The sequence below is a fragment of the Hasllibacter sp. MH4015 genome (assembly GCF_020177575.1).
Classification (GTDB): domain Bacteria; phylum Pseudomonadota; class Alphaproteobacteria; order Rhodobacterales; family Rhodobacteraceae; genus Gymnodinialimonas.
The window spans coordinates 427,698-444,396 of record NZ_JAHTBK010000001.1 but is presented as its reverse complement, the minus strand read 5'-3'; the positions used below and the strand labels follow the sequence as shown (position 1 = coordinate 444,396).

The following is a 16,699-nucleotide window of genomic DNA, read 5'->3' as shown; positions in this document are numbered from 1 at the left end:
TCTTTGTCTCCGGTTCCTTAGAGCGCCTCGGCGCCCGAAATGATTTCGATCAGCTCGTTGGTGATGACGGCCTGGCGCGAGCGGTTGAATTCGATGGTCAGCTTGTCGATCATCTCGCCCGCATTGCGCGTGGCGTTGTCCATGGCGCTCATCCGGGCGCCCTGTTCGGACGCCGCGTTTTCCAGGAGCGCCGTGAAGATCTGCGTGGCGACACCGCGCGGCAGAAGGTCTTCCAGCACCGCCTCTTCCGAGGGCTCGTAATCGTAGAGCGTCCCGCCTTCGACCGCGTCATCCTCGTCGAACGAGGCCGGGATGATCTGCTGCTCCGTCGGGATCTGGCTGATGACCGACTGGAAGGCGCTGTAGAAGATCGTCGCGACGTCGAATTCACCGGAATCGAACCGGGCCAGCACGTCCGACGCGATGTCCGACGCATTGGCATAGCCGATCCGCTTCACATCGCCCAGATCCACGTGCCCGATTAGGTGATCGGCATAGTCGCGGCGCAGCTGTTCGCGGCCCTTCTTGCCAACGGTCAGGATCTTGACCGTCTTGCCCTCACCCAGAAGCTTCTGAATGCGGGTCCGCGCAAGACGCACGATGTTGGAGTTGAAGCCACCGCAGAGGCCCCGCTCCGAGGTCATGACGACCAGCAGATGCACCTTGTCATCCCCGGTTCCCGCGAGAAGACGCGGCGCGCCTTCAGACGACCCGACGGCCTGCGCCAGCCCGCCCATCACGGCATTCATGCGCTCGGCATAGGGGCGCGCAGCTTCCGCCGCTTCCTGCGCACGGCGCAGTTTCGCGGCGGCGACCATTTGCATCGCCTTGGTGATCTTTCGGGTCGATTTGACCGTCTCGATCCGGTTTTTCAGGTCCTTGAGGCTCGGCATAAGCCTTCCCTCCTTACATCAGGCGAAGTCAGCGGCGTATTCGTCGATCGCGGCCTTGATCTTGTCGGCCGCGTCGCCTTTCACCTTCGGATCTTCATTGGTGATCCAGTCGAGCACATCTTGCTTCTTGGTGCGCAGGAAGGTCAGCAGACCCTTCTCGAAACGGCCCACATCGCCCACCGGGATCTTGTCCAGGTAGCCGTTGGTGCCCGCGAAGATGACGCAGACGATTTCCGCATTGGTCAGCGGCGAATATTGCGGCTGCTTCATCAGTTCGGTCAGACGCGCACCGCGGTTCAGCAGACGCTGGGTGGAGGCGTCGAGGTCTGAGCCGAACTGCGCAAAGGCCGCCATTTCGCGGTACTGCGCCAATTCCAGTTTTACCGGACCGGCGACCGACTTCATCGCGTTGGTCTGAGCGGCGGACCCCACACGAGACACCGACAGACCGGTGTTCACGGCGGGACGGATACCCTGGAAGAACAATTCCGTCTCAAGGAAGATCTGGCCATCGGTGATGGAGATCACGTTGGTCGGAATAAAGGCCGACACGTCACCGCCCTGGGTTTCGATGATCGGAAGCGCCGTCAGAGAGCCTGCGCCGTTGTCCTCGTTGAGCTTCGCGGAGCGTTCCAGCAAGCGGGAGTGCAGGTAGAACACGTCACCGGGATAGGCTTCACGGCCCGGCGGGCGACGCAGCAGCAGCGACATCTGGCGATAGGACACGGCCTGTTTGGACAGGTCATCATAGATGATCAGCGCGTGCTTGCCGTTGTCGCGGAAGTATTCGGCCATCGCGGTCGCGGCATAGGGCGCCAGGAACTGCATCGGCGCGGGGTCGGATGCGGTGGCGGCAACGATGATCGAATAGTCGATCGCGCCCGTCTCCTCCAGCTTCTTCACCAGCTGTGCCACGGTCGACCGCTTCTGCCCCACGGCGACGTAGATGCAGTAGAGCTTCTTGCTCTCGTCGTCGCCTGCGCGGTCGTTGTAGGTCTTCTGGTTCAGCATCGTGTCGAGCGCCACGGCGGTCTTGCCGGTCTGGCGGTCGCCGATGATCAGCTCCCGCTGGCCGCGGCCAATCGGGATCATTGCGTCCACGGATTTCAGACCGGTCGCCATCGGCTCATGCACCGATTTGCGCGGGATGATGCCCGGCGCCTTCACGTCGGCCACGCGACGCTCGGACGCGTTGATCGCGCCCTTGCCGTCGAGCGGGTTGCCAAGACCATCGACCACGCGGCCCAGAAGCTCGGGGCCTGCGGGCACGTCCACGATGGAATTCGTGCGCTTGACGGTGTCGCCTTCCTTGATGTCGCGGTCGGACCCGAAGATCACGACGCCGACATTGTCCGCTTCCAGGTTCAGGGCCATGCCCTGGATGCCACCGGGAAATTCGACCATCTCACCGGCTTGCACGTTGTCGAGGCCGTAGACGCGGGCAATACCGTCGCCCACGGACAGAACCCGGCCAACTTCGGCGACTTGCGCGTCTTGCCCGAAGTCCTTGATCTGCTGTTTCAGGATCGCAGAGATCTCGGCTGCTTGGATACTCATTTATCCGACCTCTTTCATGGTATTCTGGAGTGCGTTGAGCTTGGAGCGGATCGAGGTGTCGATCATCTTCGAGCCAACTTTGACGACAAGACCGCCGATGATGCTTTCATCGACGGTCGCTTTCACGTTCACATCCTTGCCGACGGTCGCCTTGAGCGACGCGGCAAGCTTGTCCATCTGGGTCTTGGTCAGGGCCTTCGCGGATGTCACGTCGGCGGTCACTTCGCCCTTGTGGTCCGCAATACGCGCGCGCAATTCCGTCAGCAGCGCAGGCAACACGAACAGGCGGCGCTTGCTGGCCATCAGGCGCAAGGTGTTGGCTGTGATTTCATGCAGGCCCATCTTGTCGGCGACGCCCCCGATGGCGGCGGCCGTTTCCTCGCGCCCGTAGATGGGCGAGGATATGAGGTCACGCAGGTCTTCGCTTCCCTCGACCGCGGCATCCAGTGCAGCGACGTCGGCTTCCAGCGCGGGCAGCGCCTTGCCTTCGGAGGCGAGTTCAAACATCGCGGTCGCGTAACGCGCGGCAATGCCGGTCGAGATCGAAGCTGGTTCGCTCACGTCCACCCTTTCCTATGCACAACATCGCGCGGAGCGGCCTTGGTGGCGTTCCGTACGTGTCGTGTCAGGGCGGCTGTGTCCGCCCGTTCCCCGGTAAATCGAGCGCGGTGTAGCAGAGGGTTTGGGATGCTGCAACCTTGCTTGCCAGCCCCCGTTCAGGTTGAATAATAAGCGATTTCAGTAGCTTACGATCCCACGCGCCCTCTGCGGCGCTTTGCCCACGGATTTCAGGGGGCAGAATGGCTCGATTCTGCACATTTGTCGCGCTCCGATGGCCGCAATCGAAGTGTCGGCGGCCGCTTTCGTCAGCCCAAGTCCCGTCCGCTGACACCGGCGGGCGTGGGGCTCCCCTCCAGCACACGCAACGGGCGGCGGACCTTCTCGGCGAGGCCCGGACGTGGGCGCGCGGGCACCTGTTTGGCCGCTTCCAGCAAGATCACCCCGCCCGCGCGGTCGCGGCTCAGCTTGCCACCGTAGCGTTCCAGCATGTCGGCGGACCGCAGCCAGAACCGATGCTCTGACGGTGGGGAGAACAGCGCCGCCGCGTGGCGCTTGGGCACGAAATCGCACGCCTCCACCTGCGCCTCCAACTGTCCCAGCGAATAGGGTCGGCCGAAGCCGAACGGCGTGGCGTCGCGCCGCGCCCACAATCCGCGCCGGTTGGGTACGACGAAAAGGACCCGCCCGGAATCCGACAAGACCCGCTCACATTCATCCAGCACGGAGATCGGATGCTCCGACGTCTCCAACCCATGCATCAGGATCAGCTTGTCGACGCTGCCCGTCGCAATCGGCCACAGGTTTTCACGGCACAGGGTGGAGACGTTCTGCAACCCCGCGGGCCAGGGCATGACCCCCTGCTCCGCCGGCATCACGCCAATGACACGCTCCGCCTCGGCCAGATAGGGCCGCAGGAGCGGGACGGCGAACCCGAACCCCACCACGGTCTGGCCCTTCGCGCTCGGCCACAGTTCCAGCATCCGATCCCGCACCGCCTTCTGGGCGATCCGGCCCAGTGGCGTCCGGTAATAGAATTGCCGAAGGTCGACGACATCCAGATGCATCAGGTTTCCGTTTGCATTTTGCCCGCCGCGTGTCGCAGGCTCCTGATCCCGAAGATAACCGTGAAAGGCGGGATTACCATGACAGATGCCCAGATCGTCACCATCGCGTGCCTGTCCGACAATTACGCCTTCCTCCTGCACGACCCAGCCACCGGGGCGACCGCATGCATCGACGTCCCCGAGGCCGAGCCGATCCGGGCGGAGCTTGCGGCGCGCGGATGGACGCTGTCGGACATCCTGATCACGCATCACCATTGGGACCATGTGGATGGCGTGGCCGACCTTGTGGCAGCGACCGGGGCCAAGGTCTGGGGCTGCGGGGCGGATGCACACCGTCTACCGCCGCTCGATCATACATTGGCCGAGGGCGACCGCTTCGAGATCGGGGAGCTTGGCGTCGACGTCCTCGACGTGTCGGGGCATTGCGACAATCATCTGGCATTCCATGTACCGCAGGCCAACGCGGCCTTTACCGCCGACAGCCTGATGGCCCTTGGCTGTGGCCGCCTGTTCGAGGGCACGCCAGCCCGGATGTTCGAAAGCCTTCGCAAACTGGCCGCATTGCCGGCGGACACGCTGATTTGCTCGGGCCATGAATACACCGCATCGAATGCGCGCTTCGCCCTGACCATTGAACCGGACAATTCCGCCCTTATATCCCGATCCCGCGCCATCGATGCGGCGCGGGCCGCGTCCCGACCCACCGTTCCGTCCACGCTTTCGGACGAACTTGCCACCAACCCTTTCCTGCGCACCACCGAGCCTGCCATCGCCGCCCGGCTTGGCATGGACGATGCCGATCCCGTCGAGATTTTCGCGGAAATCCGGGCCCGCAAAGATCGTTTTTGACGGTCCTTGCACGGGTTGCCTAAAAAACTGGCCGTCGCCCACCCGAGCCCTAGATTTTGTGGTGATCCGGCCAGCCATCGCCAAAAGAACACGCGGTGGTGAAGTCTTTTTGCTTGAAACCCGCGCGCGGAAAGCAAAACTTAATCTTATGAGGCCACGATCGAGCGGCGGCCAAGGCCCTCTCGATACGAGATGAAAGGAGCACGCGACGTGCCATCTTTTTCGACCACTTTGGAACAGGCCATTCACGCCGCACTCGCCAACGCGAATGCGCGCCGCCACGAACTGGCAACGCTGGAGCATCTGCTGCTGGCCCTGATCGACGAACCCGATGCGCAGAAGGTGATGAAAGCCTGCTCCGTCGATATCGAGGTTCTGCGCGAAACCCTCGTGCGGTTCATCAGCGACGATCTCTCGACGCTGGAAACCGATGTTGAAGGGTCGGAGGCCGTGCCGACCGCCGCCTTCCAGCGCGTGATCCAGCGCGCCGCGATCCACGTCCAATCCTCCGGCCGCACGGAAGTGACCGGTGCGAACGTGCTTGTCGCGATCTTTGCCGAACGGGAATCCAACGCCGCCTATTTCCTGCAAGAGCAGGACATGACGCGGTATGATGCCGTCAACTTCATCGCCCATGGCGTCGCCAAGGATCCGTCCTATGGCGAGGCGCGTTCCGTGTCCGGTGCCGACGAGGAAGAGGCGGAAGCCGCCGCCATGCAAAGCGCCGATACCGGGGAGGAAGAGAAGGAATCCACCCTCGCCAAATATTGCGTCGATCTCAATGCCAAGGCCACCAAAGGCGATGTTGACCCCCTGATCGGTCGTAACCACGAGGTTGAGCGCTGCATCCAGGTGCTCTGCCGTCGCCGCAAGAACAACCCGCTTCTGGTGGGCGATCCGGGCGTGGGCAAGACCGCCATCGCCGAAGGCCTCGCCAAGAAGATCGTCGAGGGTGAGACGCCCGAAGTGTTGCAGGGCGCCACGATCTATTCGCTCGACATGGGCGCGCTGCTTGCCGGGACCCGCTATCGCGGCGATTTCGAGGAGCGGTTGAAGGCCGTGGTGAAGGAGCTTGAAGACCACCCCGATGCGGTTCTGTTCATCGACGAAATCCACACCGTCATCGGGGCCGGTGCGACCTCCGGCGGGGCGATGGATGCCTCCAATCTCCTGAAGCCCGCGCTTCAGGGCGGCGGTCTGCGCTGCATGGGGTCGACCACCTACAAGGAATACCGTCAGCACTTCGAGAAGGACCGCGCGCTGTCCCGCCGGTTCCAGAAGATCGACGTGACGGAGCCTTCGGTGGAAGACGCCGTGAAGATCCTCAAGGGCCTCAAGCCCTATTTCGAGGAGCATCACTCCGTCAAATACACCGCCGATGCGATCAAGACGGCCGTGGAATTGTCCAGCCGCTACATCAATGACCGCAAGCTTCCCGACAAGGCCATCGACGTCATCGACGAGGCCGGGGCGGCGCAGCACCTTGTTGCGGAATCCAAGCGCCGCAAGACCATCGGTGCCAAGGAAATCGAAGATGTCGTGGCCAAGATCGCCCGCATCCCGCCCAAGAACGTCTCCAAGGACGATGCGGAGGTTCTCAAAGACCTCGAAGTCTCTCTCAAGCGGGTCGTCTTCGGTCAGGACAAAGCGATCGAGGCGCTGTCATCGGCCATCAAGCTCGCCCGTGCGGGCCTGCGGGAGCCGGAAAAGCCCATCGGGAACTACCTGTTCGCGGGTCCCACCGGCGTTGGCAAGACCGAGGTGGCCAAGCAATTGGCCGATGTTCTGGGTGTGGAAATGCTGCGCTTCGACATGTCCGAATACATGGAGAAACACGCCGTATCCCGCTTGATCGGTGCGCCTCCGGGCTATGTCGGTTTTGACCAGGGCGGCCTTCTGACCGATGGCGTCGACCAGCATCCACATTGCGTGCTGCTGCTCGACGAGATCGAGAAGGCGCATCCGGATGTGTTCAATATCCTGTTGCAGGTCATGGATCACGGCACGCTGACCGACCATAACGGGCGCTCCGTCGATTTCCGCAACGTGGTCCTCATCATGACCTCGAATGCGGGTGCGGCGGAACAAGCCAAGGCGGCCATCGGCTTTGGCCGTGACCGGCGCGAGGGCGAAGATACCGCCGCCATCGAACGCACGTTCACGCCGGAATTCCGCAACCGTCTGGATGCGGTCATCTCCTTCGGCGCGCTGCCCAAGGATGTGATCCTGCAAGTGGTCGAGAAGTTCGTCCTCCAGTTGGAAGCACAGCTGATGGATCGCAACGTCACGATCGAGCTGACCAAGCCCGCCGCCGAGTGGCTGGCCGACAAGGGCTATGACGACCGGATGGGCGCACGCCCGCTCGGCCGCGTGATCCAGGAGCACATCAAGAAGCCCCTGGCGGAAGAGCTCCTCTTCGGCAAGCTCGCCAAGGGCGGCAACGTCAAGGTCGGCGTCAAGGATGGCGAGATCGACTTGCGCATGGAAGAACCGGGCAGCCCCCGGCTTTCGTCGAAGAAGAAGCCGCCGCTTCTGACGGCGGATTGATCCGCGCGCACCAGAATGGGACAGGGCCGGTGGCGAAAGCTGCCGGCCCTTTTCCGTGGCGGATGCCACATTTCCGGCGGCCCCTTGCGCTTCCCGTCGCCGCACTTTTCACGACACAGGCCACCGCGCAGGATGCGCTGTCCCTCATCTTTCCCGTTGATTGCATGTTGGGGGAGACCTGCATGTTGCAGCAGGCCATGGACCGGGATCCAGGCGAGGGTGCGCAGGATTACAGATGCGGCCCGCAGACCTATGACGGCCACCAAGGCACCGATATTCGCCTGCCCGACATGGCAGCGCTGGACCTCGACATCCGCGTACTTGCCGCCGCGGACGGCATGGTTCTGGGCATTCGCAACGGCGTGCCCGACACCGGTCAGGGCGGATTTCCCGAGGGGCAGGATTGTGGCAATGGCGTCGTCCTCGACCACGGGGACGGGTGGCAGACCCAGTACTGCCACCTCGCCCAGGGCTCCGTCACCGTGGCGGCAGGCGATCGGGTCACGGCGGGGCAACCAATCGGAACGATTGGGTTTTCCGGCAATACCGAGTTCCCACACCTGCACCTGTCGGTGCGCCGGGATGGTGCCCATATCGACCCCTTCGACCCGTCCGAAACCCACACATGTGGTCAGGATGCGCCAAGCCTTTGGGCCGACGGGATCGACGGGATGCCCCCCGGCGGCATTCTCAGTATCGGGTTCGCCGATGCCGTGCCAGGTTTCGACGCGATCCGCGCAGGCACCGCAGGTGCCGACACGCTTCCGACCGACGCCGATGCACTTGTCCTGTGGGGGTTCGTCCATGGCGGGCGGGTGGTCGACCGGATCGAATTCCACATCGCGGGACCCGACGGGTCCGAGTTCCATGCGGCGGAGGCCGTGCTTGAGCGGACGCAGGCCGAGCTTTTCCGCGCATCGGGGCGACGCCTGAACGGACCCGTCGCGCCCGGCACGTATCACGGAACGGTCACGCTGATCCGAGAGGATACGCCAATCGACAGCGCCGAGATAGCGGTGGACCTGCGCTAGCGTTCTGTCAGCTTCAGCTCGATCCGCCGGTTCGCCGCCTGCCCTTCGGCGGTCGCGTTGGACGCGATAGGCCGATGTTCCCCGAACCCCGTCGCCGCCAGCCGCGACGGCGGAATGCCCAATTGCTCAGACATGTAAAGCACCACCGATAAGGCGCGGGCCTGGCTCAGCTCCCAATTGTTGGCGAATTGCGCCCCTTCGCGCAGTTGCTGGTCGTCGGTGTGGCCGTCGACCCGGATGATCCAGTCGATCGCCTCGGGAATGTCATCGGCGATGTCCAGAAGCAGGTTCGCCACGTTCTCGATCTGCTCCAGCCCTTCCGGCGCCAGATCGGCGGAGCCGACCTCAAACAACACCTCGGATGAGAAGACGAAGCGATCCCCTTCGATCCGTACCCCCTCGCGCCCTTCCAGGAGCTCCCGCAAACGCCCGAAGAATTCGGACCGGTAGCGTTCCAGTTCCTGCGCCTCGGCGGCCAGCCGTTCCGCCTCCGCCGCTTCCAGCTGCGCCCGCGCGCGTTCCTCTGCGGCCAGTTGCGCCAGTGCCGTGTTCAGCCGCGATCCCAGCGCCTCGATCTGCACCTGGGCTTCCTCGTCCCGGTTCTCCGACACATCCAGAAGCGCCTGAAGCGATCCCAATTGTGCGCGCAGGGCGGCGACCTGTTGGTTGAGAAGCGCGACCTGCTGCGCCCCTTCGGCGGATGCAGCCTGTGCGGCTTCCAACTCGCGGTTGGCTTGCGCCAGCAGCGTTTCGCGGATTTCTGCGGCGCTGAGCGCGTCGGCGAGTTCTGCATCGGTGCTCTGCCGTGCGGCCAACGCCTCGGCCAGTTGCGCTTCGAGCGTGGTGAGGTCCCCGGCCGTTTCCGCTGCTTCCGCCTCGGCTTCGCTGGCCTGCGCCTCCGCCGCCGCGATCCGCGCTTCGAGCTCCGCCAACCGCGCCGCGGCGCCGGCCTCCGCACTTTCCAGGCGCGACAGGGCAAGGGCCAATTGCCGCTCCAAGTCTGTCATGTCGGCACTTTGGGCCGTCAGGGCTGCCTCGGCGCGCGCCAATTCCAGCTCCGCCGCGGCGACCGCATCGGCCAGCGTCGCGGCCTCCCCCTGACCGTCTTCGGCACGGGCCAACGCGCCGGCAAGTCGCGTCGCCAGATCGTCACGCGCCGCCTCCGCCGCGGCCAATAGGGTTAACGTCTCCTCCGCCCGTGCGCGCTGTTCTTCGAGCGCGAGGGACATGGCGGTCAGTTCCGCATGTGCATTTTCCAGGCGGGCGCGCAGGGCTTCCGCCGCTGCCGCCTCGGCCAGGCGCGCGGCCTCTTCCTCGGACAGCGCCGCGGCGGACGCATCCAGTTGCGCGCGCAAGGCCGCAGCCGCTGCCGCCTCGGCCAGGCGCGCCGCCTCCTCTGCATCCAGATCGGTCTGCAATTCGCCGATCCGGGCGCGGAGGGCCTCTGCCGTGGCGGCCTGCGCCAGGCGCGCGGCCTCCTCCTCGGTCAGTTGGTTTTCCAGTCCGGCAAGGCGTTCGCGCAGGGCCTCCGCGGCGGCCAGTTCCGCCAGGCGCGCGGCCTCCGCCTCGCCCAGTTCGCTTTCGACCGATTGCAATTGGGCCAAAAGCTCTTCCGCCCGCTCGTCCCCACTGGCCAGGGCCGCGAGCGCCGCTGAAAGGGAGCGGTCCCGATCCACGAGCGTTCCGGCCAGTTGCGCGTTGCGCGTCTCGGCCCCGGCAAGGGCGGCCAGCGCCTCCGACAGGGACCCGTCGCGCTCTTCGGCCTGCGCCTGCAAATCAGCGATCAATGCCTCCAACGCTTCGCGCCTTGCGGCGGCCAGACGTGCGGCTTCGGCGGTCTCGTCAATCTCTTCCCGCGCGGTGGCCAAAGCGAGGTTCAGGGCTTCCGCTTCCGTCATCGCCTCGGCCAATTCCGCCTCGGTCGCCGCGCGTCCCGTCTCCAATTCCGCGTTCTGCGCCAGAAGGCCCGCCACCTGCTCCTCGAACGCGACGATGCGCGCCGATTGCGCCTCCGCCTCCGCGGTCAGGGACGCGACAAGGGCGGCCTGCGCCTGCGCCCGGTTTTCCGCATCCGCAAGCGACCCGGTCAGCGTCGCCACGCGGTTCTCCAATTGTCCGGCGCGCGCCTCCTCAAGGCCAAGGGCCTCAGCCAGTTGATTGACCTGCGCGGTCAGGGAATTGAGTTCATCGTCCTGGGTACTGATCTCCTCCGACAGGACGTATTGCATGACCATGAAAATGGTCAGCACGAAGATCATCACCATCAAGAGCGCCGTGATCGCGTCCACGAAGCCGGGCCAGATGGCCCCGGACATGCGATTGGATGCGCCGCGGTGAAAGGCCATCTCTAGCTGTCCGTCGGGCGCCGACTGGCGCGGGCCGCGGCGGGCGCGCGGGCGGCCTGGGTCAGGGCCTGCAACGCTTCGGTCAGTTGCGCCATGTCCCCGCGCAAACCCATGACCTCCGCATCGCGGGTGGTGCCCAATTCCTCGGCCAGTTTGAACAATTGCACGTCGATCGACCGGAGCCTGTTGCGGCTTTCGTCGTCCAGCCCCTGTTCGGCCGCCATCCCGTCAAGCGCGGAAGCCAGGCGATCCTGCGCGCGGGCCAAGCGTTCCGTGACCTCCGCCTGTCCCGGTCCCAGCCGCTCGGTCAGCGCCTCCACCGATTGCGAGAGCGACAGCATGCGCTGTTCCGTGGCCGCGCGGCGGGTCTCGGATTGTGCGAACAGGCTTTGCAACGTGTCCATCTGGTCGACCATGTGGTCGAGCACTGTGGCAATCGCCGCCTTGTCGATGGCCCCGTCCCCGTCGCCCGAGAACGAGACACGGGTGATCGAGGCCAGCCACTCCTCCAGTTCCCGGTAGAACCGGTTCTGGCCGTGGCCCGCGTAAAGCTCCAACAGCCCCACGATCAGCGATCCGGCAAGCCCCAGCAGGGAGGAGGCGAAGGCCGTCCCCATGCCGCCCAACTGGTCGTCCAACCCATCCATCAGCCGCCCGAATACGGCCAGCCCCTCCTCCCCTTCGGTGGGTTGCAGGGAACGGATCGTCTCCACCACCGCGGGAACCGTTGTGGCGAGGCCAAAGAAGGTGCCCAGAAGGCCAAGGAAAATCAGAAGGTTGGCAATATACCGCGTGATATCGCGGCTTTCCTCCATCCGGGTGCCCACGGAATCCAGAACCGACTTGGCGGAGGCAGGCGTGATCTGCATCCGGCTGCCGCGCATCCGCGCCACCCCGGTCATGGCGGCCAGCAAGCGCGGCGGCGTATCAAGGTTGTCGGCCTGACCCGCGCCCGCGACCTCCTCGATCCACGCGACCGAGGAGAAAAGCTGGATAACCTGGAAGAATGTGGCGCAGACACCGACCACGAAGACCACGCCGATCGTGCCGTTGAGGTAGGGGGAGGTCAGGAAAACGTCTTCGACACGCGGCCACACCAAAACCCCGCCCGCGATGACGAGGGCGAGGATGATCACCATCAGCACGATCTGCTGCGTGGGTCGTGTAAAGCGGAGCGCGCCCGCGCCCTCTCTGCTGCTCGCCATGGCGTGTTTGACCGCTCTTTGGACTTGTCTGGCGCGACCTTACACCGGTCGCCCCCCCTGCGACAACAAAAGCCTTCAGGCGGCGGATTTCAGCGCCCTCACCCGCGTCACGAGGAAGGCAAGATCCGCATCCTCGATGCCCAGTTCCACCAGATGCGCGGCGGTGTTGTTGAGGTATTCATCGTTCGGCCCGCGCCCGCCGACGGATCGCGCGATGATTTGGGCCTGATCTTCCAGCGGCATGTTCGCACAATATTGCCAGTGATCGCGGTTGATTACGTAGGTCAGGACATCGTCTTGGCGCGTGCCGTCCCGGAATTCGATCACTTGCCGGGTCTCGTAATAGGCCGATGAAATCAGCTCACGCTCCCTCAGATACGCGATCGTGGCGTCCTCGTGTCCCGGCTCGACCCGCAGGCCAAGCCCGTCGCAATAGGCCCCCGCCGCCTCGTCCAGTGCAAGGACAAGGCCGGGATCGGCCTCCGTCCCGCGATGGTGGATGGAGGACATACAGAACGACCGGTGCCAGTCGTACAGGCGCGCGATACGCGTCTCGGCCACCGGAAAGCCCGGATTCCAGAGAAGCGAGCCATAGCCGAAAACCCAAAGCGGTTGCGTCATCTGTTGGTCCTTGTCCTGCCCCGTCGCTATAGGCGATAGAACGCCGGAAGGGGAGTGGCATGAAACGGCTTTTGATCTTGATCGTCGGACTTGGCGTGCTTGGCGGCATCGCCTGGGGCGTCGGCGCGATGGTCACGGAAACCGCCGCGACCCGCTGGCTGGACGATCGCCGCGCCGATGGCTGGGTCGCCCATGCAAACGACGTTTCGGTCAGCGGCTTTCCCCTGGATTTCGAGACGGAATTCAGCGGCCTGGAACTGGCCGATCCCGAAACCGGGCTTGCGTGGTCCACATCGCGCTTTCGGTTGGAGCAAGAGGTGTTCCGGCTCGACCGTATCGCCGCCTATTGGCCGGAGGCGCAGACAATCGCCTCCCCCACCGAGCGGTTGACCTTGACAAGCGAGGCGATGTTCGCCCGGCTCGATGTCCAGCCGACCAACAACTTCGCCCTCGACGGCGCGTACGCCGTCCTGTCGGAACTTGACGTGTCCTCCAATGCCGGTTGGGATATGGGCCTTGCCGACGCCGATCTGACCATCACCCGGATGGAGGGGGAGGAAAGCCGGTACGAAATCAACCTCATCGCGTTCGAGATGAAGCCGCCCGACGCAATCCGCCAGCGCCTTGATCCGGCAGGGGTCCTGCCCGACCGGATTGCCCGGTTCAGCGCCGGAACCCGCGTCGATTTCGATGCGCCCTGGGATTTTTCGGCGGTCGAGGTCGCCCGACCCCAACCCACCCGACTGGAGATCGAGGACGTGACGGCCACTTGGGGCGACATGCTGTTCCGGACCACCGGCACGCTTGATGTCACGCCCGGCGGCGTGCCGGAGGGCGAACTTGCGGTGCGCGCGGAAAACTGGCGCGCGATGGTGGAGCTGGCGGCCAATGCCGGCGTCCTGCCCGAACGGTTCCGCACCACGACGGAGGCGATGTTGCAGGTGCTGGCGGGCATGAACGGCAGCGAGGAGAATATCGACGCGACCCTGTCGTTTTCCAACGGGCGCATCTTCCTGGGGCCGCTGCCGCTTGGCCCCGCGCCAAGCCTGCGCTTGCGCTAGCGGCAATAGGCGCCGGAGCGGTAGGACGCCACGTCGAAATGGAAATGGTCCTGGTGGAAGCGGTCCGAATTGGGGCCAAGCACCGTGCCGAACGTGCCGCAGGCGGCCTCGTGCAGGCCCCGCATGATCCCCGAATTGCCGCTGCGCCAATCGTCCAGCACCGTCAGTTCGGTCCCGTTCTGAAGACCGATCCCCGCGATGTCGACGGCGTTGCCGACCGCGTGTTCCGACAGGCGCGCACCGGCGCGGGAATTGCGGGTACGGCAGGCATAGGACGCAACGACCCGCAAGCTCACCATGCCCCCCCCGGTATTGCCCACGATATCCTCTGCATCCAGAACCCATTGGCTGAAGGCCTGGGCCGTGGTGCAGTTGATCGTGGCCGGAGAGGTCAGCGTCAGGCCATGGACCACGCGCAGGCGCACGGCGTTGGAGATACCGCAGCCGCTGATGCGCCCGGTCACCGGCTCGATCTCTTCCCCCTGAAGGCCGACGACGCCGCACAATGTGCCCGTGTTGCGCCCCGGTTGCGTGACGCGTCCGGGCGTATTGCGGGTCGCGATTTCCCGAACCCGTGACTCCAGCCCGTCGGGCCGCAAGGTGGGCCGCAGGGACCGCGTGATCGCAAGAGCCGATCCCCCGCCCGAGATGATCGTTGTCGGTGCCTCACTCCGTGGTCGGAACAGGCCTGCCAGCGCGCCCGGCCGCCTTGGCGCGGCGCCCTCGGCGGCCGGTTGTCCCGCAACATCCCCGGTGTCAGGTGCAGCGGCAAGCGCGCCGGGGGCGGAGCTTGTGGGAACCGGCGTTCCCCCCGGGCGGGCCCAAGGACGCAAGGACGCCGCGGGGGCAAGATCTGTCGCCTCGATCACCCGCACTTCCGCGGTCTGGGCGATTGCCCCCAGCGGCCATGCCAATGCCAGGGCAAGCAATGAAATGGGCACCAGGCGCGTCATCCCTTGTTCTCCTTCCGGGCCACCTCACGTCCGAAATTGGGCGCATCGGTATCCTGACCGGCCTCGATGATCCCGCGCCGGATCGCACGGGTACGGGTGAAGTATTCGTGCAGATGGTCGCCGTCGCCCGTGCGGATCGCGCGCTGGAGGGCGAACAATTCCTCCGTGAACCGGCCAAGGATCTCCAGCGTCGCGTCCTTGTTGGACAGGAACACATCGCGCCACATGGTCGGGTCACTGGCCGCGATCCGGGTAAAATCCCGGAAGCCCGCCGCGGAATACTTGATGACTTCGCTATCTGTCACGCGGCGCAGGTCGTCGGCCACACCCACCATCGTATAGGCGATCAGGTGCGGGGTGTGAGAGGTGACGGCAAGAACCAGATCGTGATGATCGGCCTCCATCTCCTCCACCAGCGCGCCGCACCCTGTCCAAAGATCCCGCAGGCGCGCCGTTGCCGCAGGATCGGTGCTATCAACCGGCGTCAGGATCGTGTAGCGATTATCGAAAAGCTCCGCAAAGCCCGAGCGGGGTCCGGAATGTTCCGTCCCGGCAAGGGGATGACCCGGCACGAAATGCACGTGATCGGGCAGATGCGGGCCGACCTGTTCCACCACGTCGCGCTTGACCGATCCGACATCGGTGATCGTTGCGCCGCGGGCCAGATGCGGCGCGATCTGGGCGGCAAGGTCGGCCATCGCCCCGACCGGCACGGCAAGGACCACGAGGTCCGCACCTTCCACAGCCGCCGCCGGAGTGTCGACCACGCGGTCACACAGCCCGATATCGAGCGCGATGGCGCGCGTCTCGGCGGACCGTGCGGTTCCCACAATCTCCCCCGCCAGCCCGTTGCGCCGCATTGCGTGGGCCATCGACCCGGCGATCAGGCCAAGGCCGATCAACGCCACGCGCTTGTAGATCACGCTCATGCCGCCCCCACGAAGGACCCAAGGGCGGCCAGCACGCGGTCATTGTCCTCGGGCCTGCCCACCGTGATGCGCAGGCATTGGGGCAGACCATAGGATTTGGGCGCGCGCACGATGATCCCGTCCCGTTTCAGATGGGCATCCGCCGCATCCGCCGTCGCCTCGTCCGCGAACCGCGCGAGGACGAAATTGGCGAAACTCTCGTCGCAGGCAATGCCAAGCTGGCGCAACCCACCGCTCAACCGCGCCCGTTCCTGCGCGTTGATCGCGATGCAGCGGGCAACCCAATCGACGTCACGGATCGCCGCCTCCGCCCCGACCAAGGCAAGCCCGGACAGGTTGAACGGCCCGCGAATGCGGTTGAGCGTGTCGATCACGTGAGCGGGCCCGTACCCATAACCAACGCGCAGCCCCCCAAGCCCGTAAGCCTTTGAAAATGTGCGGGTCATCACCACGTTCTCGCGGGCCTCCACCAAAGACTTGCCACCGTCATAGCCGTCCGCGAATTCCACGTAGGCCCCGTCAAGGATCAGCAGGCATTGCTCAGGCAGGGCGTCGGCAAGGCGCGTCATCTCTTCGCTGTCGATCATCGTGGCGCACGGGTTGGCGGGGTTGGCGATGAAGATCAGCCGCGTCCGCTCCGTGATCCCGCCGATCAGCGTGTCGACATCCACGTGCCGCTCCACCTCGGCCACCTGCACCGGCGTGGCACCTGCGGCCTTGGCCGCGATGGGATACATGCCAAAGCCATGCTCGGTATAAAGCACCTCGTCCCCCGGTCCGGCATAGGCCTGGCACAGAAGGTGGATGATTTCGTCCGATCCCACGCCGCAGATGATCCGCGCGGCGTCAAGCCCGTGGACCTCCGCGATCGCGCCGCGCAATGCGCCGTGGTCGGTCGGCGGATAGCGATGCGCCTGGGCCGCCGCGCCGGCCATCGCCGCCACCGCTGCGGGCGATGCGCCGAACGGGTTCTCGTTGGACGACAGCTTCAGCGGTTCGGCATGGCCTTCGATCTCCGAGGCGCCGCCTTGGTAGAGGGCGATGTCGAGGATGCCGGGCTGCGGGCGGATAGGAGCGGTCATT

General features: G+C 65.1%; 14 protein-coding genes. 4 read left to right on the top strand and 10 right to left on the bottom strand.

Features of this window, described 5'->3' with window-relative positions; translation table 11 throughout:
* Positions 1–17: 17 nt before the first annotated feature.
* From KUW62_RS02425 to KUW62_RS02410, 4 genes are all read right to left on the bottom strand, one after another.
* Positions 18–893: a F0F1 ATP synthase subunit gamma gene (locus tag KUW62_RS02425; RefSeq protein ID WP_224813924.1), complete on the bottom strand. Its 876-nt coding sequence runs from the start codon at positions 891–893 to the stop codon at positions 18–20.
* A gap of 18 nt (positions 894–911) precedes the next feature.
* Complete coding sequence (gene atpA / locus KUW62_RS02420) at positions 912–2,450, bottom strand: F0F1 ATP synthase subunit alpha (protein ID WP_224813923.1); 1,539 nt, start codon at positions 2,448–2,450, stop codon at positions 912–914.
* The gene (locus tag KUW62_RS02415; protein WP_224813922.1) at positions 2,451–3,017 is read right to left on the bottom strand and encodes a F0F1 ATP synthase subunit delta; all 567 of its coding nucleotides are present in this window, start codon (positions 3,015–3,017) and stop codon (positions 2,451–2,453) included.
* Positions 3,018–3,316: 299 nt separating this feature from the next.
* Entirely contained in the window at positions 3,317–4,075 is a 759-nt protein-coding gene (locus KUW62_RS02410) for a hypothetical protein (RefSeq protein WP_224813921.1), read from the bottom strand.
* A gap of 78 nt (positions 4,076–4,153) precedes the next feature.
* On the opposite strand from KUW62_RS02410, the gene gloB reads away from it, so the two are divergent.
* The 3 genes from gloB (at position 4,154) to KUW62_RS02395 (ending at position 8,502) form a co-directional block, all read left to right on the top strand.
* Positions 4,154–4,924 carry a hydroxyacylglutathione hydrolase gene (gene gloB, locus KUW62_RS02405; RefSeq protein ID WP_224813920.1) on the top strand — a complete coding sequence of 257 codons (771 nt, stop codon included), beginning with the start codon at positions 4,154–4,156 and terminating at the stop codon, positions 4,922–4,924.
* A gap of 210 nt (positions 4,925–5,134) precedes the next feature.
* Positions 5,135–7,471, top strand: coding sequence for an ATP-dependent Clp protease ATP-binding subunit ClpA (gene clpA / locus KUW62_RS02400; RefSeq protein WP_224813919.1), 2,337 nt, complete (start codon positions 5,135–5,137; stop codon positions 7,469–7,471).
* A gap of 62 nt (positions 7,472–7,533) precedes the next feature.
* The gene (locus KUW62_RS02395) at positions 7,534–8,502 is read left to right on the top strand and encodes a M23 family metallopeptidase (RefSeq protein ID WP_224813918.1); all 969 of its coding nucleotides are present in this window, start codon (positions 7,534–7,536) and stop codon (positions 8,500–8,502) included.
* Here the strand turns inward: KUW62_RS02395 and KUW62_RS02390 are convergent.
* The 3 genes from KUW62_RS02390 to KUW62_RS02380 all read right to left on the bottom strand — a co-directional run bounded on the left by KUW62_RS02390 (position 8,499) and on the right by KUW62_RS02380 (position 12,673).
* Positions 8,499–10,847 (bottom strand): peptidoglycan -binding protein, encoded by a 2,349-nt coding sequence (locus KUW62_RS02390; RefSeq protein WP_224813917.1) that lies wholly within the window; start codon positions 10,845–10,847, stop codon positions 8,499–8,501. The genes KUW62_RS02395 and KUW62_RS02390 overlap by 4 nt on opposite strands.
* A 2-nt stretch (positions 10,848–10,849) precedes the next feature.
* Positions 10,850–12,052: a biopolymer transporter ExbB gene (locus KUW62_RS02385; protein WP_224813916.1), complete on the bottom strand. Its 1,203-nt coding sequence runs from the start codon at positions 12,050–12,052 to the stop codon at positions 10,850–10,852.
* Between the two features lie 75 nt (positions 12,053–12,127).
* A complete protein-coding gene (locus KUW62_RS02380; RefSeq protein WP_224813915.1) occupies positions 12,128–12,673 on the bottom strand; it encodes a gamma-glutamylcyclotransferase in 546 nt (181 codons plus the stop codon).
* A 59-nt stretch (positions 12,674–12,732) separates the two neighbouring features.
* Here KUW62_RS02380 and KUW62_RS02375 point away from each other — a divergent pair, with 59 nt between their 5' ends.
* Positions 12,733–13,734 carry a DUF2125 domain-containing protein gene (locus tag KUW62_RS02375; protein WP_224813914.1) on the top strand — a complete coding sequence of 334 codons (1,002 nt, stop codon included), beginning with the start codon at positions 12,733–12,735 and terminating at the stop codon, positions 13,732–13,734.
* On the opposite strand, the gene KUW62_RS02370 is transcribed toward KUW62_RS02375, so the two are convergent.
* Genes KUW62_RS02370 through hisC form a run of 3 tightly spaced genes read right to left on the bottom strand, consistent with a single transcriptional unit; the run spans position 13,731 to position 16,698 of the window.
* Positions 13,731–14,687, bottom strand: a complete 957-nt coding sequence (locus KUW62_RS02370; protein ID WP_224813913.1) for an extensin family protein — start codon at positions 14,685–14,687, stop codon at positions 13,731–13,733. The genes KUW62_RS02375 and KUW62_RS02370 overlap by 4 nt on opposite strands.
* Positions 14,684–15,616, bottom strand: coding sequence for a prephenate/arogenate dehydrogenase family protein (locus tag KUW62_RS02365; RefSeq protein ID WP_224813912.1), 933 nt, complete (start codon positions 15,614–15,616; stop codon positions 14,684–14,686). The genes KUW62_RS02370 and KUW62_RS02365 overlap by 4 nt, the downstream gene beginning before the upstream one ends.
* On the bottom strand, positions 15,613–16,698 hold the full coding sequence (gene hisC / locus KUW62_RS02360; RefSeq protein WP_224813911.1) for a histidinol-phosphate transaminase: 1,086 nt from the start codon (positions 16,696–16,698) through the stop codon (positions 15,613–15,615). Before hisC ends, KUW62_RS02365 begins: the two co-directional genes overlap by 4 nt.
* Position 16,699: the final 1 nt, after the last annotated feature.

Bases quoted from the DNA above. Each gene is read 5' to 3' on its own strand.
- KUW62_RS02380 (WP_224813915.1), bottom strand. From the start codon at position 12,673: ATGACGCAACCGCTTTGGGTTTTCGGCTATGGCTCGCTTCTCTGGAAT.
- KUW62_RS02395 (WP_224813918.1), top strand. From the start codon at position 7,534: ATGCCACATTTCCGGCGGCCCCTTGCGCTTCCCGTCGCCGCACTTTTC.
- KUW62_RS02385 (WP_224813916.1), bottom strand. From the start codon at position 12,052: ATGGCGAGCAGCAGAGAGGGCGCGGGCGCGCTCCGCTTTACACGACCC.
- KUW62_RS02425 (WP_224813924.1), bottom strand. From the start codon at position 893: ATGCCGAGCCTCAAGGACCTGAAAAACCGGATCGAGACGGTCAAATCG.
- KUW62_RS02375 (WP_224813914.1), top strand. From the start codon at position 12,733: ATGAAACGGCTTTTGATCTTGATCGTCGGACTTGGCGTGCTTGGCGGC.
- atpA (WP_224813923.1), bottom strand. From the start codon at position 2,450: ATGAGTATCCAAGCAGCCGAGATCTCTGCGATCCTGAAACAGCAGATC.
- KUW62_RS02370 (WP_224813913.1), bottom strand. From the start codon at position 14,687: ATGACGCGCCTGGTGCCCATTTCATTGCTTGCCCTGGCATTGGCATGG.
- KUW62_RS02410 (WP_224813921.1), bottom strand. From the start codon at position 4,075: ATGCATCTGGATGTCGTCGACCTTCGGCAATTCTATTACCGGACGCCA.
- KUW62_RS02365 (WP_224813912.1), bottom strand. From the start codon at position 15,616: ATGAGCGTGATCTACAAGCGCGTGGCGTTGATCGGCCTTGGCCTGATC.
- hisC (WP_224813911.1), bottom strand. From the start codon at position 16,698: ATGACCGCTCCTATCCGCCCGCAGCCCGGCATCCTCGACATCGCCCTC.
- KUW62_RS02390 (WP_224813917.1), bottom strand. From the start codon at position 10,847: ATGGCCTTTCACCGCGGCGCATCCAATCGCATGTCCGGGGCCATCTGG.
- gloB (WP_224813920.1), top strand. From the start codon at position 4,154: ATGACAGATGCCCAGATCGTCACCATCGCGTGCCTGTCCGACAATTAC.